The 13,386-nt window shown below is 37.4% G+C and carries 13 protein-coding genes; 5 read left to right on the forward strand and 8 right to left on the reverse strand.

Annotated features, from left to right (window positions below; translation table 11 throughout):
* Positions 1-176: 176 nt before the first annotated feature.
* The 6 genes from AC0L6O_RS05375 to AC0L6O_RS05400 form a co-directional block, all read right to left on the reverse strand.
* Positions 177-1,214: a DUF4056 domain-containing protein gene (locus AC0L6O_RS05375; protein WP_473306877.1), complete on the reverse strand. Its 1,038-nt coding sequence runs from the start codon at positions 1,212-1,214 to the stop codon at positions 177-179.
* A 120-nt stretch (positions 1,215-1,334) separates the two neighbouring features.
* Complete coding sequence (locus AC0L6O_RS05380; protein ID WP_473306878.1) at positions 1,335-1,886, reverse strand: DinB family protein; 552 nt, start codon at positions 1,884-1,886, stop codon at positions 1,335-1,337.
* 98 nt (positions 1,887-1,984) lie between these two features.
* Positions 1,985-3,256 (reverse strand): mandelate racemase/muconate lactonizing enzyme family protein, encoded by a 1,272-nt coding sequence (locus AC0L6O_RS05385; RefSeq protein ID WP_473306880.1) that lies wholly within the window; start codon positions 3,254-3,256, stop codon positions 1,985-1,987.
* 65 nt (positions 3,257-3,321) lie between these two features.
* The gene (locus tag AC0L6O_RS05390) at positions 3,322-4,278 is read right to left on the reverse strand and encodes an RraA family protein (RefSeq protein WP_473306881.1); all 957 of its coding nucleotides are present in this window, start codon (positions 4,276-4,278) and stop codon (positions 3,322-3,324) included.
* Between the two features lie 128 nt (positions 4,279-4,406).
* A complete protein-coding gene (locus AC0L6O_RS05395; RefSeq protein WP_473306883.1) occupies positions 4,407-4,829 on the reverse strand; it encodes a DUF1801 domain-containing protein in 423 nt (140 codons plus the stop codon).
* 62 nt (positions 4,830-4,891) lie between these two features.
* Positions 4,892-5,359, reverse strand: a complete 468-nt coding sequence (locus tag AC0L6O_RS05400; RefSeq protein ID WP_473306885.1) for a TspO/MBR family protein — start codon at positions 5,357-5,359, stop codon at positions 4,892-4,894.
* Between the two features lie 144 nt (positions 5,360-5,503).
* Here AC0L6O_RS05400 and AC0L6O_RS05405 point away from each other — a divergent pair, with 144 nt between their 5' ends.
* The 5 genes from AC0L6O_RS05405 to AC0L6O_RS05425 all read left to right on the forward strand — a co-directional run bounded on the left by AC0L6O_RS05405 (position 5,504) and on the right by AC0L6O_RS05425 (position 10,685).
* Positions 5,504-6,292, forward strand: a complete 789-nt coding sequence (locus tag AC0L6O_RS05405) for a UDP-2,3-diacylglucosamine diphosphatase (protein ID WP_473306886.1) — start codon at positions 5,504-5,506, stop codon at positions 6,290-6,292.
* A 182-nt stretch (positions 6,293-6,474) separates the two neighbouring features.
* Complete coding sequence (locus AC0L6O_RS05410; protein ID WP_473306888.1) at positions 6,475-7,389, forward strand: OmpA/MotB family protein; 915 nt, start codon at positions 6,475-6,477, stop codon at positions 7,387-7,389.
* A gap of 206 nt (positions 7,390-7,595) precedes the next feature.
* Entirely contained in the window at positions 7,596-8,288 is a 693-nt protein-coding gene (locus AC0L6O_RS05415) for a response regulator transcription factor (protein ID WP_473306890.1), read from the forward strand.
* A complete protein-coding gene (locus tag AC0L6O_RS05420; RefSeq protein ID WP_473306891.1) occupies positions 8,285-9,652 on the forward strand; it encodes a sensor histidine kinase in 1,368 nt (455 codons plus the stop codon). Before AC0L6O_RS05415 ends, AC0L6O_RS05420 begins: the two co-directional genes overlap by 4 nt.
* Positions 9,653-9,773: 121 nt before the next feature.
* Positions 9,774-10,685, forward strand: a complete 912-nt coding sequence (locus AC0L6O_RS05425; protein WP_473306892.1) for an OmpA/MotB family protein — start codon at positions 9,774-9,776, stop codon at positions 10,683-10,685.
* A 56-nt stretch (positions 10,686-10,741) separates the two neighbouring features.
* On the opposite strand, the gene AC0L6O_RS05430 is transcribed toward AC0L6O_RS05425, so the two are convergent.
* Both AC0L6O_RS05430 and AC0L6O_RS05435 read right to left on the reverse strand, forming a co-directional pair.
* On the reverse strand, positions 10,742-11,380 hold the full coding sequence (locus tag AC0L6O_RS05430) for a DedA family protein (RefSeq protein ID WP_473306894.1): 639 nt from the start codon (positions 11,378-11,380) through the stop codon (positions 10,742-10,744).
* Between the two features lie 96 nt (positions 11,381-11,476).
* The gene (locus tag AC0L6O_RS05435) at positions 11,477-13,354 is read right to left on the reverse strand and encodes an ABC-F family ATP-binding cassette domain-containing protein (RefSeq protein WP_473306896.1); all 1,878 of its coding nucleotides are present in this window, start codon (positions 13,352-13,354) and stop codon (positions 11,477-11,479) included.
* Between the last annotated feature and the right edge of the window lie 32 nt (positions 13,355-13,386).

A 13,386-nucleotide genomic window follows, 5' to 3' on the forward strand; every position in this document is an offset into this window, starting at 1 on the left:
TTTATAAGTTTTCAATTTGTATCAATTCGCCGCTTTATCGCTGACTTGATGATACAAACTTACACTACGGCAAGGTACTTTGCAATGCATAGTACATGAGTGGTTTTCTAAAATGAAGAATGGTAATTCTGCCTTGGATTTTGGTAATAGGCTCTGAAAGGTCTTTCAGGAGCTGTTTAGAGCTTTATTCGGCTGTCTCTAAGTTCGGTTTTGCGTTCTGCTTCAGCTATAAGAAGGTTGAAGTCTTTCTGGGTAATCACCCTATTAAATTCTTTTGGAAGTACACGCCTCACCGGAAACTTGCTATTTAACTGTATGCTCAGTTGATAGAAGTCTTCTAAATTTGCTCCGCTTTGAGTCTGAGTAGGAGGGCAAATTTGTAGTTTGTCGCTAGCCTCGTTATTGATATCTTCTATCAGCCAAGGGTTTAGACAGTTTTCTATGCCAAACTCTCTTTGGAGCAAAATGTTTTTACTTGGTAGTTTGGCTTCTCTGGTCCACCAAATGTCTCTAACGGCTTCCATGGCCTGTAAGGTTGGGTCAATTCCGGTTACGGCGTCTAGCTCTGCCATTTTTTCTGTCAATAAGATAGTCATGGCCTGCTCAAAAGGCAATTTGCTTTGAAGAGCTTTCATGCCCAACTGCACTCCTAAAAGGTTTGAGTAAGCATCTTCCAGACTAAAGGCCGAGTATCTTTCTGGTACCATAGGAATGTATGATGCTCCAAAAAACGTAGCTATTTCATGCCATACAGATAGGTTATAGGCTATTTTTCCTGCCACAGCTATTTTGTCTGCAGTAGTTTTAAGCTCACTCGGGTATATTTCTAGTTTCTTTTGACCACCTTCTCTACCTAACTCTATTACAAAGTCTTGATTATCGGAGTTCAATATTTGTTGATACAAATAAGCTGTCCAGTCTGCTTGGTCTCTTAAGTGACCAATATCAATAAAGCCACCTTTATTGGTGTAAATGATACCATTGTTTTCTAACTCACTACCTAAATAAGTATGAGCACCTAATTTTTCAATGCTAGTAACATCTGAAATTTTTAAGAACGGAATTCCGGTTACCTTAACATCAGAGCCAAAAGAACAGCAAGTTCTGATGATTCTTGGTGGCGGGTTATCACCTAATTTATCACCAATTGTGAGCGGAAGAGCCGCATTAGTGGTGAATGATAATGATAAAATAATGGCGAAAATTTGTCTCACTGGTTTCCTTTATTTTTAGAAGGCAGGAGATTAACGCTAAATGAGTCTAAATATGTTCACACTTAACAAAAAAAAATCTCAAACCGCTTGGCTTGAGATTTTTATGGACGTTTTTCAAACTTAAAATAAACGCTCGTTTGGTGGTGTAACACCCTTAAGTCTTAGATAAATAGTAGTTTGACCTCTATGATGAGTAGCATGCTCAAAAACCTTTGAGAAAGCCTTTGCCTTAGTCATTTCAAAAGCATTGAAAAGTTTTACATTTTCGTTTAGCTGCTCCTCATTTAAATTTGATAAGGCACTTATGATATGGTCATAACTAGCAGTTACAGCTTTTATTACGGCTTCTTTAGATTGAGAATTCTCATCCGTTTCTAGTTTCTTATCACCCATTGGGTTGTCTATCCCAGCAATCATAGATGTTAAACCAAAATTGGCGTCAGCTATATGTAAAAACTGACCAGCAAAAGAGCGAATATCTTCTGTAGGTTTATAAGCATAACCATCAGCGGGCATAGCTTCTAGATATTCCAGTGAGAAAGCTTTAGCTCTTTCAAAATCGGCTAGCATTTCGGCTTTTGAAGCAGTTGGGCTTTCTAGGGCCATTGCACTAGAAAATGACGCTATAAAAAGCGTAATCAAAAGGTTTAGAGGAGTCAATAATTTTTTCATTGTATAAGAATTTTGGTAAAAGATTAAAAAGGGTGTCGTTTTATATAAACGGAAATATAACTTCCGAGGTTCGACACCCTTCTTTACCAAGACGTTTCTTATTCAAAAAATGGGACACCTTCTGGTGCATATTTTCTCATAGCCTCCTGATTTATCTCTACGCCTATGCCAGGCACGTCCCTAACTTTGATAAATCCGTTTTCTACAGCTTCGCCTTCAAACGTTACTATCTCTCTATACATCGGATTTTTATGGAAATAGATTTGCCACTCCATAATCATGAAATTAGGCACAGAAGCACATACATGGGCAGATGCCATAGCTCCTAAATAAGACGCCACCATATGCGGTGCAAACGGCACATAATAAAGATTAGCAAGGTTGGCTATTCTTTGGGCTTCGCCTAATCCACCACATTTCTGCAAATCTGGCATAATGATATCTACAGCACCATTTTCTAATAATGGGCGGAAACCATGAGCTAGGTAGTGATTTTCTCCTGCACAAATAGGCGTGGAGGTTGACTCTGTTATTTTCTTATAGGCATCTGCGTTTTCAGCCGCTATTGGCTCCTCAAGCCACATTAGGTTTAAAGGCTCCAGCATCTTAGCCACTCGCTCACCAGTAATAGCATCATACTTTCCATGCATATCCGCACAGATGTCAATATTAGGACCCACAGCAGCACGTGTGGCGGCCATTTGGTCGTACATTCTTTGCATTTCTGCAGGACTAGCCGTCCAATTGAATTTGTCGTATTTATTTGGGTCGTTTGCTTGGTCTAAGTCAAACTTTACCGCAGTAAAACCCATGTCAACCGCTTCTTTAGCTGCCTCTGCAAAATCTTGAGGTTTAGGTAATCTGTTTTGGTATAAAGCAGTATCCATATAAACCCGAACTGAATCCCTGAATTTACCACCCAAAAGCTGATAAACAGGTAAGCCAAGAGCTTTACCTGCCAAATCCCAAAGAGCAGTTTCAACAGCTGTTAGCACAGCAACGTACATTCCAGCTTGAGCTCCTTCAAAAAAACCAGACTTACGGATAGTTTCAAAAAGCTTATGAACATTTAAAGGGTTTTGACCTTTAATTCGCTGGCCCATTATTTTGACCAAATGGTAGGTTCCCGGCGTGGCATCTACACCTTCACCGTGTCCCACTATATCCTGATTACTATAAATTTTTACAAACAGACTATGTCCACCTCTTATATAACCACATTTTATATCGGTGATTTTTAAATCGGAGGGCATTGAGCTTTTGGGAGTACGCTTAATAGCTGTTTCGTATTCTCTGCCAAAATTTAAAAGGGGTGCAGCCGTGAGTGCAGAGGTAATGGCAGCTTTGTTTAAAAACGATCTACGTTTCATTTTATATGATTTAGGGTTGAATTGTACTTTTTTGTAATGCGTTTATAGCCCTTAGGCGATAGCTTTTACCAAGTTCTTTTGCTTAAAATTTCTTGAACTTGTTCTCTAGAAACTGGTAGGTCGTCAATATGCTCATTTAACCAGCCAGAGAAATCTTTCTCGATTACATCAGACCATCGCATGTCAATCTCTCCTGGCGTATATTTTTGCTCACGCAAACGCTGGTGACCAAACATATCTCTTAAGCGAACCACTTCAGATACTTTCACCACTTCCTCGGCTAAATGGGGCGGAATGAAAACCACACCACCATCTCTTCCTAATACCACATCACCAGGCATACAAGTAGCGTCTCCTATTCTGGTTGGATGATTTATGCCCACTAAAGTAGTGTTTAGAGCTTTTTCGGCATTGTTTAAATGATGGGAGGGATGATAACTTCTAAAGAAAGAGGTAAAACCACCTATCTCTTTTAAACCACCAATATCTCTAATGGCACCATCGTATACTATACCGTTTCCACTTTTAGCGTAAATAGAGTTGCCAAGGTTATCACCAATAGTTGGACTATCTTTATAAGCACCAAACTGGTCGGCTACATAAACGTCTCTTTTTTGTAAAAGGTCAATAGGCCAAGAGTTTTGAGATTGAACACGTCCGTCTTCATTATGACCTTTATCATCAATCGCTTTTTGAATATCTGGTCTTCCCGGCATAAATGTGGCTGTTAATGCCCTTCCTACCATGACAGAGTCAGGGTTTATAAGCTGCCAGTTGCCTTCAAATTGTTGTTTATAATTATGATTACGCAGCACGGCCCAAGCCTCTTCTAGCGTCACTAGTTTCATTCTGTTTAAGATGTCGTCAGATACTTTAGGACGTCCATCATCAAACCTTTCGCCTTTCCATTCTCTGGTCAGCAGCAGCATGTAGTCTTTTGAAATTTGCTGAGATAGCCCAATTTTAGGGCAGAGCATGATAGCTCCAAGGCATAGTAATGCCAAATAGTTTATTTTTTTCATATAGGGTTCTTTGAATTCCTTTACAATTTAAACAATTCAGAAAGAATCGGAACACTATGATTTAATAAAGTTATAGTCATATAGACAATTATGTCTTTTTTGGTATACAGAACCCTATATTTTGACTTTTAGTGTTTCCTTAATCGATTCAGCATTTTTGATTGATAAATTTCTTCATCAATCAAAGCAGACTCAAAAAGGTAAGATTTAAGGAGTGGAGCATCTATTTCCGATAGATTGAGGAATTTCTTGGTGAATATCTGTTTTCGAGTACCGCTTTCTAAATAGCTGGTTTCGTCTAAAAGTAAATTGCCATAGGCAAAACCAAAGCTTACTCCTTCGTAGGTTTTCTTTCCCCAAGCTACTGACCCAGGCCAGATATGACACACACTTTTACGGATAGCGTAAAATGGTACATTGAAAGACAGTTTTTCTTTTGCCTGCGGCAATGTGTCTAAAACTAAGGCTCTTAAGAATTCAGTGATTTTGCGTTCTTCTTTTGGCAAAGAATCTAGCATTTCTTCTACATCTCTAAATTTGTAAGGCTGCATTTTCATACAGCAATTTTAAGAAATAATAGGGAGTAGAGTCTTATTGAAACCGTGTTTACTAATCAATTTAGCCACCAAATAGCAGCATTAAGACAGCTAGCAAAAGAAACCCATAGCAGATAAGGAATTTGAAGGTTCCCAGCAATTTTATTGACTTTTCTGAAAAACACTATCATCATAAGTATGGCTATCCAAAGTATGGATATTTCAATTAAAGCTAATCCTGGGCTTTCAAAGTAGAAAAATAAGAAACTCCATAGGAAGTTTAGAGCCAGCTGTATGCCGAAAATATTCAAAGCATTTTTTCTGCTTTCACTTTTTGGACTTTGCCAAATTAGATACAGTCCAACACCCATAATGGCATACAAAGTGGTCCACATAGGAGCAAAAATCCAGTTTGGCGGATTAAAGAAAGGCTTGTTTATAGTACTGTACCAAGATTCAATACCTGTAACTGTGGCAAAACCAGAAATGCCACCTACCGCTAGCGGAATGGCAAGGCATACAATGAATGTTATGATTTTTTTCATGCTTTAATTTCGATTTTAGAATATTGTTGAACTAAAGTGTTTTTGGTTTTATCTAATTAAGGTACGACACTAGCTTGAAATTGTATTCGCACTTTGTCTTAAAAGACCTAAGATTTTAATTTTAAGACCTACCTTTGTGCACGCATGAAAAAAGACATTCCTCACATAGCACTAGAGCCAGGTAAAAAGTTGTATTTCGCTTCTGATTTTCATTTAGGAGCACCTAACCATGCGGAAAGTTTGGTGCGTGAAAAGCGTATTATAACATGGCTTGACCAAATCAAAGCAGATGCCCAAGAGATATTTTTAGTTGGTGATTTGTTTGATTTTTGGTTTGAGTATAAGCGTGCTGTTCCTAAGGGATTTGTTCGTTTTTTTGGTAAACTAGCAGAATTAGTAGATGCTGGAATTACAGTTAAAATATTCACAGGAAATCATGACCTCTGGATGGCGGACTACTTTCAAAAAGAAATAGGTACAGAAGTGATTCATGAACCTATTACTTTTTCTAGCCAAGCCAAAACCCTTTATGTGGGTCATGGAGATGGCCTTGGGCCTGGAGATAAAGCCTATAAGTTTTTAAAGAAGTCTCTGTTTACTAATCCTATCTGTACTTTCTTGTTCGGAAGAATAATGCATCCTAACCTAGGTATGTTTTTAGGGAACGCCTGGTCGCTTAACTCTTGGAAGAAAAATAGGGCGGAAGATGTGGTTTTTGACGAAATAGTGCTCGAAAAAGAGTTTCTGTATCAATACATCATGGAGATGGAAAAATCAGGAAGCCACCATGATTTCTATATTTTTGGCCATAGGCACATTGCATTGGATAGCCAACTTAATGAGCACACCAAGTATGTTAACCTGGGCGATTGGATAAGATTTAATTCTTATGGAGTCTTTGATGGTGAGACCTTAGAGCTAAAGCGGTTTTAAACGCCTTAATATTCTACACTAAACTGTTGACTTAATTCTACAGTTCTCAAATTGTTACAAGCTTAAAATTGTTCAATATTCTTATGTTGAGTGATTTATGCCTTTGTAGAGCTTTGGGAATACTTATTTAACCTTACTGTTTGTAAATGAATAATTGGACAAACTTTAATGTGAATAAGAATATGAAAAAATTGAAACTAGTGTTAGTGCCTATATTGCTTGCGGGTATATTTACCTCATGTGTAAGCAAAAAGAAATACGTAGACAGTCAGTCAAAATGGAAGTCGGCCAGTGAAAACCTTTTAGCATGTAATGACGATTTGATTTCGGCGAATCAAGATATTGCGAAGCTTAAAAGCGATTTGGCGGCAGCCCAAATGGAAGTGGGTAATGTAACTCAATTTAGACAAGAGCAAGTTAATAACTTGAAAGATCAAATTGCTGATTTACAAAAAAACAGAGACCAGCAAGTAATGCAGGTAGAAGGTTTAACGGTGCTTTCTCAGGCGGCAAATAGTAATATAGATAAGACCTTGACACAACTTGGTCAAAAAGATAAGTACATCAACTTACTTTTATCTGCAAGAAACAAAGTGGATTCAATCAATCTTGCTTTAGCAGTTAATTTGAAAGGAAGCATAGGCTTAGACCTGAATGATAAAGATGTTGACATCAAAGTAGACAAGACAGTGGTGATGATTAACCTTTCTGATGCCATGATGTATAATTCTGGTAGCCATAATTTGACACCAAGAGCGAAAGAAGTTTTAGGGAAAATTTCGAAAATCATCAAATCGAGACCTGACTTAGAAGTGATGGTAGAGGGTTATACAGATAATCAGCCTATAAATAATGCAGTGGCTCAAGATAACTGGGAGTTAAGTGTTAAAAGGTCGACCTCGGTTATTAGAGTACTTCAAGATATGTATGGCGTAGACCCTAACAGGTTGATAGCAGCTGGTAGAGGAGAGTATAACACCATGGTGCCTAATAACACACCAGAAAACATGGCCATGAACAGAAGAACAAGAATTATCTTAATGCCAAAGCTTAATCAGTTTTATGACTTATTGAACCCAGATATGGTTTCTAAGTAACATTTTAGGATAACATTTAGGCCGTGCCATAAGAAATTGTGGTGCGGTTTTTTGTGTTTAAATTGCAGATTTTTAAGCAAATAGATGTGGGAAAACGGGCTTCCTGAAATAATGTTTTGAAATCAGAAATATTGTTGAGATTTGTGTCGCAATATCAGAGCAGATTTTGAGTTAGTACAGGTGCTTAAAGTAATGATTATGAAACCATGATGGAAATTAACGCCCTCTTGCTAGAAGATGATAAAACTTTAGTGAAAGAGGTGAAGAGTTTTTTGAATTCTAGAGATATTAAGTGTGACGTAGTTTTTGATGGCGAACTTCTTTTCAGACAAATTCGCCAGAGCACTTATGATGTTCTTTTATTAGACATCAATGTACCCTTGTTAAATGGTTTGGAGGTTTGTAAAAGGCTTCGCAAAGAGGGAATAAGTACGCCCGTGATTATGCTGACCGCTTATGGCGATATTCAAGATAAGAAAGATGCTTTCAATTTTGGTGCTGATGATTATTTGGTAAAGCCCTTCCATTTTGAAGAGTTATTGCTACGCATCAATTCCATTCTAAGAAGAGGAAATACGGATAAAGTACATGCGGATTTACTCACTGTGGGCGATTTGGAAATAAACCAAACCGACATGGTGGTGAAAAGAGCAACTACTACCATAGAACTTACCAAGAAAGAGTATCAACTGCTTGTGTTTTTGACAAAAGCAAAAGGTAGAGTAGTTTCAAAACAGACTATTGCAGAGCAAATCTGGGATATTCATTTTGAAACCAGCCTAAATACCATTGAGGTTTATATCAATTTTCTCAGAAATAAAATTGACAAGGGTTTCTCAAAAAAGCTTATTCATACTAAGCCCGGCTTTGGATATTACCTCACCGCCGACGAATCATGACGCTAAGAAGAAGAATATCGGTAGGAGTGGCCTCCGTTTTTTCGATGTTTTTGGCTTTAGCCTGTATTCTTATTTACAGTACATCTGCCCAGTATAGAAAAACCGAATTTATCAACAGGCTTCAAGATAAGGCCCTCACCACCGCAAAGCTTCTTTTAGAAGTAAAGGAAGTAGATAAGCAGCTGCTAAAGCTTATTGACCAAAATACCATTTACAAGCTGCTGGATGAAAAGACTATTGTTTTTGACGATGCCTCAAATTTAATTTATAGCAGCCTTGACGATACAGAAATACGTTGGAATCAAAGCGATTTAGACCTTTTAAAGAAGGACGGCTTTTTCTATAGAAATGAGAATGATACAGAAGTGGTGGGTATGTATTATGATTTTGAGCAGCGTGATTATTTTGTAATTACCTCAGCAAAAGATAAATATGGAAGAAGGAAGCTAGCCTATTTGATGTATATTCTCCTAGTTACGTTTTTGGGCGGAAGCATTTTGGTCTGGATATCTACAGGTTTTCTTATCAAAAACTTATTGCTCCCGCTGGAAAACTTTAAAGCTCAGATTGTCAATATTTCCGGAAACAGGCTAAATCATAGAATAACGGGGAATAACCGGAATGACGAAATAGAGACCCTTGCAAATTCTTTCAATAGCATGATAGAACGCATAGATGGTGCTTTTGAGTCTCAAAAAGAATTTACCGCCAATGCTTCGCATGAGTTAAAAACGCCATTGACCAGAATTGCTTTTCAGTTAGAGGGCATGATGCAAAACTATCAGCACCCTCCAGAGGTATTAGATTATCTTAAAAGCATCAAAAACGATGCACATCAAATGTCTGATTTGATAAATACGCTTCTTTTACTTTCTCGCTTAGAAAAACAAGAAAAGGGGAAAGACTTTGAAAAAGTTAGGGTAGACGAACTGATTTTTGTGGCTTATGAAGAAATGAAAAAGCAAGACCCTGCTTATGATATGAAATTTGAAATAGTGGAAACCATTGGCAGCGAATATCATATGGAAGTGATGGGAATTAAGCCATTGCTTCAGATAGCGGTTAATAATCTTATAAAAAATGCTTTTCTGTATGCCTCCGACAATTCTATTCAGGTTAAAATAATTTCGGAACCTCAAAATTCATTGCAAATACTCATTGAAAATAGTGGTGAAACTATTTCAAAACCTGAGCAAATGCGACTTTTTAGCTCTTTTATGAGAGGCAGCAATTCGGCTAAAGTTAATGGCTATGGCTTAGGGCTTAGAATTACCAAACGCATACTTCAGTTTCACGGAGCCGAGCTTTCTTATGAGTCGCCATCTTCGCTTTTAAATCGTTTTAGGATAGGTTTTAAAATTTAAGTTTCTTTTAAGGTACGCTTAAGTTTTAATAAAGAATATCGCAGTTACTTTGTTTCGTCAAAGGGATAGAAAAACGCTACCTATTTGATTTTTACAAATAATCAAAATCAAAAAAACGAAAATGAAAAGCTTAAAATGGATATTGGTTTCTCTCTTATTTGCAGGAACTTTTGTTTCATGTGTTAGTAAGAAAAAATATGTAGACGTGCAGTCAAAGTACAAAACATCTGACGCCAGTCTGATGAAATGCAGCGATGAGCTACTTACCGCAAAACAGGATAATCAAAAGCTAAGAAGCGATTTGGACGCTGCTAATATGTCGCTTTCAAATACTTCAAAATTAAGAGAAGACCAACTAAAAGACCTAAGAAGTCAGGTGGTAGACTTACAAAAAAACAGAGACCAGCAAGTAATGCAGGTAGAAGGTTTGACAGTTCTTTCAAAAGCTGCGAATAGCAACATTGAAAAAACCTTAAGCCAAATGAATGATAAGGATAAGTACATCAGATTATTGCATGCGGCTAGAACAAAAACAGACTCTATAAACTTAGCTTTAGCCATAAACCTGAAAAGTAGCATTGGTTTAGATTTGGACGATAAGGACATAGACATTAAGGTAGACAAAACTGTGGTTATGATTAATCTTTCTGATGCCATGATGTATAGCTCAGGAAGTTATAAACTTACACCAAGAGCAAATGAGGTTTTAGGTAAAATAGCAAAAGTAATTAAGGCTAGACCTGACCTAGAGGTGATGGTAGAAGGTTATACAGATAATAAACCAATATCAGGAAGCATAGAAGATAACTGGGAGCTTAGTACTAAGCGTTCGTCTGCTGTAATACGTGTTTTACAAAACAAATATGGCGTAGACCCAAATAGACTAATAGCAGCAGGAAGAGGCGAATACAATGCTTTAGCTCCAAATAATAGCCCTCAAAACATGGCAATGAACAGGAGAACACGCATCATATTAATGCCAAAGTTAAATCAGTTTTATGATTTGCTTAATCCTGATTTAGCATCAAAATAACATCTGAGTTTTGGTTCAATTTGGCCTCATCATGGTGAAAACTGTGGTGAGGTTTTTTATTTTTCTTGCTCTATTTCTTCTTTGGCAGAAAAATAACCTTTGATAACCGTGAAAGATGTTACCACTAAAAAGAAGATAATGATGTAGTGTACATAGTCAATTATCCACGGAAAATGAACACCGAAGTAATAACCGCCACCTACTAAAACTAATACCCAAATAGCACCACCGATAATATTATAAATCCAGAAACGCACAATTTTCATTTTGACCAAACCAGCCATAATAGGAGCGAAGGTTCTTACAATAGGCAGAAATCTAGCAATGATAAGGGTACGGCTACCATATTTTTCGAAGTAGCGTTTAGTTCTCTTGATATGCTTCTTCTTAAAAAACAGGTTCTCCTTTTTATTTTCTAGGGCTTCGCCAAAGTAATAACCGGAAATGTAGCCCGTAAAGGAGCCAAGTACAGCTGCCAGAAATACAGAAATAAGTAATAAGAAGATATTTACCTTTAATAAGACTAAACCACAGAATACGCCAGATAAAAAGAGGAGGTAGTCGCCCGGTAAAAAGAAGCCAAAGAATAAGCCATTTTCAATATAAACTATCAAGACAATCGCTATCAATCCCCCTGTCTGAATGATTTCTTCAGAATTAGTGAGGTACTGGAAAAAGTCTGCGATTTGTTCCATTTTGACTAGGGTATACCGTAAAATTAAAGCTTATGACATTAAATGAAAATGCTTTTGATCATTTTAAATATCTTTTTATAAAAACTTCACATTTCCTTAGCTTTCAATTTCCGAAAGCTCTAACCATCTGAGTTCTTTTTCTTCTAATTCGTTTTTGATTTCTTCCAATTCTTGGCCTAAAGCACCCAGTTTTTCAAAATCACTTTCTCCACCATTCATAAGGTCAAATACCTCAGTTTTGCGTTTTTCCAGTTTTTGCATGGCTTTTTCAATATCCTCAAACTCCTTCTTCTCCTTAAAGCTCATTTTCTTTTTTTCGGAGGGAGCAGCCTTAGGTGTTTCTATCACCACTTCGGTTACTTTTTCTTTTTTTACAGAAAGTGCAGCTTTTTCTTCCTCATCTTTCCAGTTTCTGTACTCCGTATAGTTGCCAGGGAAATCTTTGATATATCCTTCGCCTTCAAATGCAAAAACGTGGTCAATGATTTTATCCATAAAGTATCTATCGTGAGATACTACTAATAGGCAGCCGCCAAAGCTCTCTAAGAAGTCTTCTAAAACGTTTAGCGTGTCAATGTCTAAATCATTGGTAGGCTCATCCAGAATCAAAAAGTTAGGGCTTTGTACTAAGACTTTCATAAGCTGTAAACGCCTTTTCTCTCCACCAGAAAGCTTGTAAATAGGGTTGTACTGTACTTTAGGAGGAAATAAAAACATGGTCAAAAAAGCTGAGATAGAAAGCTCTCTGCCATCTCCCAGTTTTACAAACTCTGCGTACTCCCTAATAGCGTCAATCACCTTTTGGTCTTCGCTAAAATCTAAGCCACCCTGTGAGTAGTACCCTATTTTGATGGTTTCCCCCTTAATCACTGAGCCACTATCTGGTTTGGTAATGCCCATGATAATGTCCAACATGGTGGTTTTACCCATTCCATTTTTACCAACAATACCGATTTTGTCGCCACGCTTAAAAACATAGTTGAAATGGTCTATAAAAGTGACATCATTATAAGACTTGCTGATATCATGTATTTCAATGATTTTCTTGCCCATTCTTTCAGTACGGACATTTAGCTCTACCTTTTCGTCTTTCTTAAATCCTGCTGCCGTCTTCTCTTTTAAATCATTAAAAGCATCAATTCTATACTGAGCTTTGGTGGTTCTGGCCTTTGGCTGCCTACGCATCCATTCCAGTTCCTTTTTAAGAAGTTGTTGGTTTTTCTCATGCACCACAGCATCATTTGCTTCACGAGCCGCTTTTTTCTCTAAGAAATAGGCATAGTTACCCGTGAACTTATGAATTTGGTTATTAGCCAATTCCATAATTCTATTAGCTACTTTGTCTAAGAAATACCTATCATGCGTAACTAAGAATAAAGTAGTATTAGACGTAGAAAGAAATCCTTCTAGCCACTCAATGCTCTGTAAATCAAGGTGGTTGGTAGGCTCATCCAAGATTAAGAAATCAGGATTGTCAATCAAAACTTTGGCAAGTGCCACACGTTTTTTCTGCCCACCAGAAAGCTGAGAAATCAATTTGTTAAAATCATGAATACCTAGTTTACCTAGAATCTGTTTCACTTTGGCTTCATAATCCCAAGCCTGTAAAGCATCCAACGTTTCTATGGCAGACGACATCAATTCAATGTCGTTATTTTCCATAGAGAGTTCGTAATTCTTAATGGCGGTGGTAATCTCATTTTCGGCATAGAAAATGGTTTCCATAACAGAAAGCTCATCTTTCATTTCTGGTTCCTGTGGTAGGTAGCCCACACGAATATCTTTTCTAACAGAAATTTCGCCACCGTCGGTTTCGGTGACACCAGCTATCATGTTTAGTAATGTGGTCTTTCCTGAGCCATTAGAGCCAATTAAGGCTACTTTTTCTCCTTGGAGTATGCCAAAGGTCAAACCTTTAAAAAGCCATTTCTCCCCTAGGTCTCTGCCTATATTTTCTGCCGATAGATAATTCATGCCGCAAATTTAGCTTAGCTATTATTATTAGT

It is taken from the genome of Arcticibacterium sp. GJ41-1, from assembly GCF_055808875.1.

Coding starts and splice junctions, on each gene's coding strand:
- AC0L6O_RS05380 (WP_473306878.1), bottom strand. CDS start 1,886: ATGAAAAAATTATTGACTCCTCTAAACCTTTTGATTACGCTTTTTATA.
- AC0L6O_RS05385 (WP_473306880.1), bottom strand. CDS start 3,256: ATGAAACGTAGATCGTTTTTAAACAAAGCTGCCATTACCTCTGCACTC.
- AC0L6O_RS05390 (WP_473306881.1), bottom strand. CDS start 4,278: ATGAAAAAAATAAACTATTTGGCATTACTATGCCTTGGAGCTATCATG.
- AC0L6O_RS05395 (WP_473306883.1), bottom strand. CDS start 4,829: ATGCAGCCTTACAAATTTAGAGATGTAGAAGAAATGCTAGATTCTTTG.
- AC0L6O_RS05400 (WP_473306885.1), bottom strand. CDS start 5,359: ATGAAAAAAATCATAACATTCATTGTATGCCTTGCCATTCCGCTAGCG.
- AC0L6O_RS05405 (WP_473306886.1), top strand. CDS start 5,504: ATGAAAAAAGACATTCCTCACATAGCACTAGAGCCAGGTAAAAAGTTG.
- AC0L6O_RS05410 (WP_473306888.1), top strand. CDS start 6,475: ATGAAAAAATTGAAACTAGTGTTAGTGCCTATATTGCTTGCGGGTATA.
- AC0L6O_RS05415 (WP_473306890.1), top strand. CDS start 7,596: ATGATGGAAATTAACGCCCTCTTGCTAGAAGATGATAAAACTTTAGTG.
- AC0L6O_RS05420 (WP_473306891.1), top strand. CDS start 8,285: ATGACGCTAAGAAGAAGAATATCGGTAGGAGTGGCCTCCGTTTTTTCG.
- AC0L6O_RS05425 (WP_473306892.1), top strand. CDS start 9,774: ATGAAAAGCTTAAAATGGATATTGGTTTCTCTCTTATTTGCAGGAACT.
- AC0L6O_RS05430 (WP_473306894.1), bottom strand. CDS start 11,380: ATGGAACAAATCGCAGACTTTTTCCAGTACCTCACTAATTCTGAAGAA.
- AC0L6O_RS05435 (WP_473306896.1), bottom strand. CDS start 13,354: ATGAATTATCTATCGGCAGAAAATATAGGCAGAGACCTAGGGGAGAAA.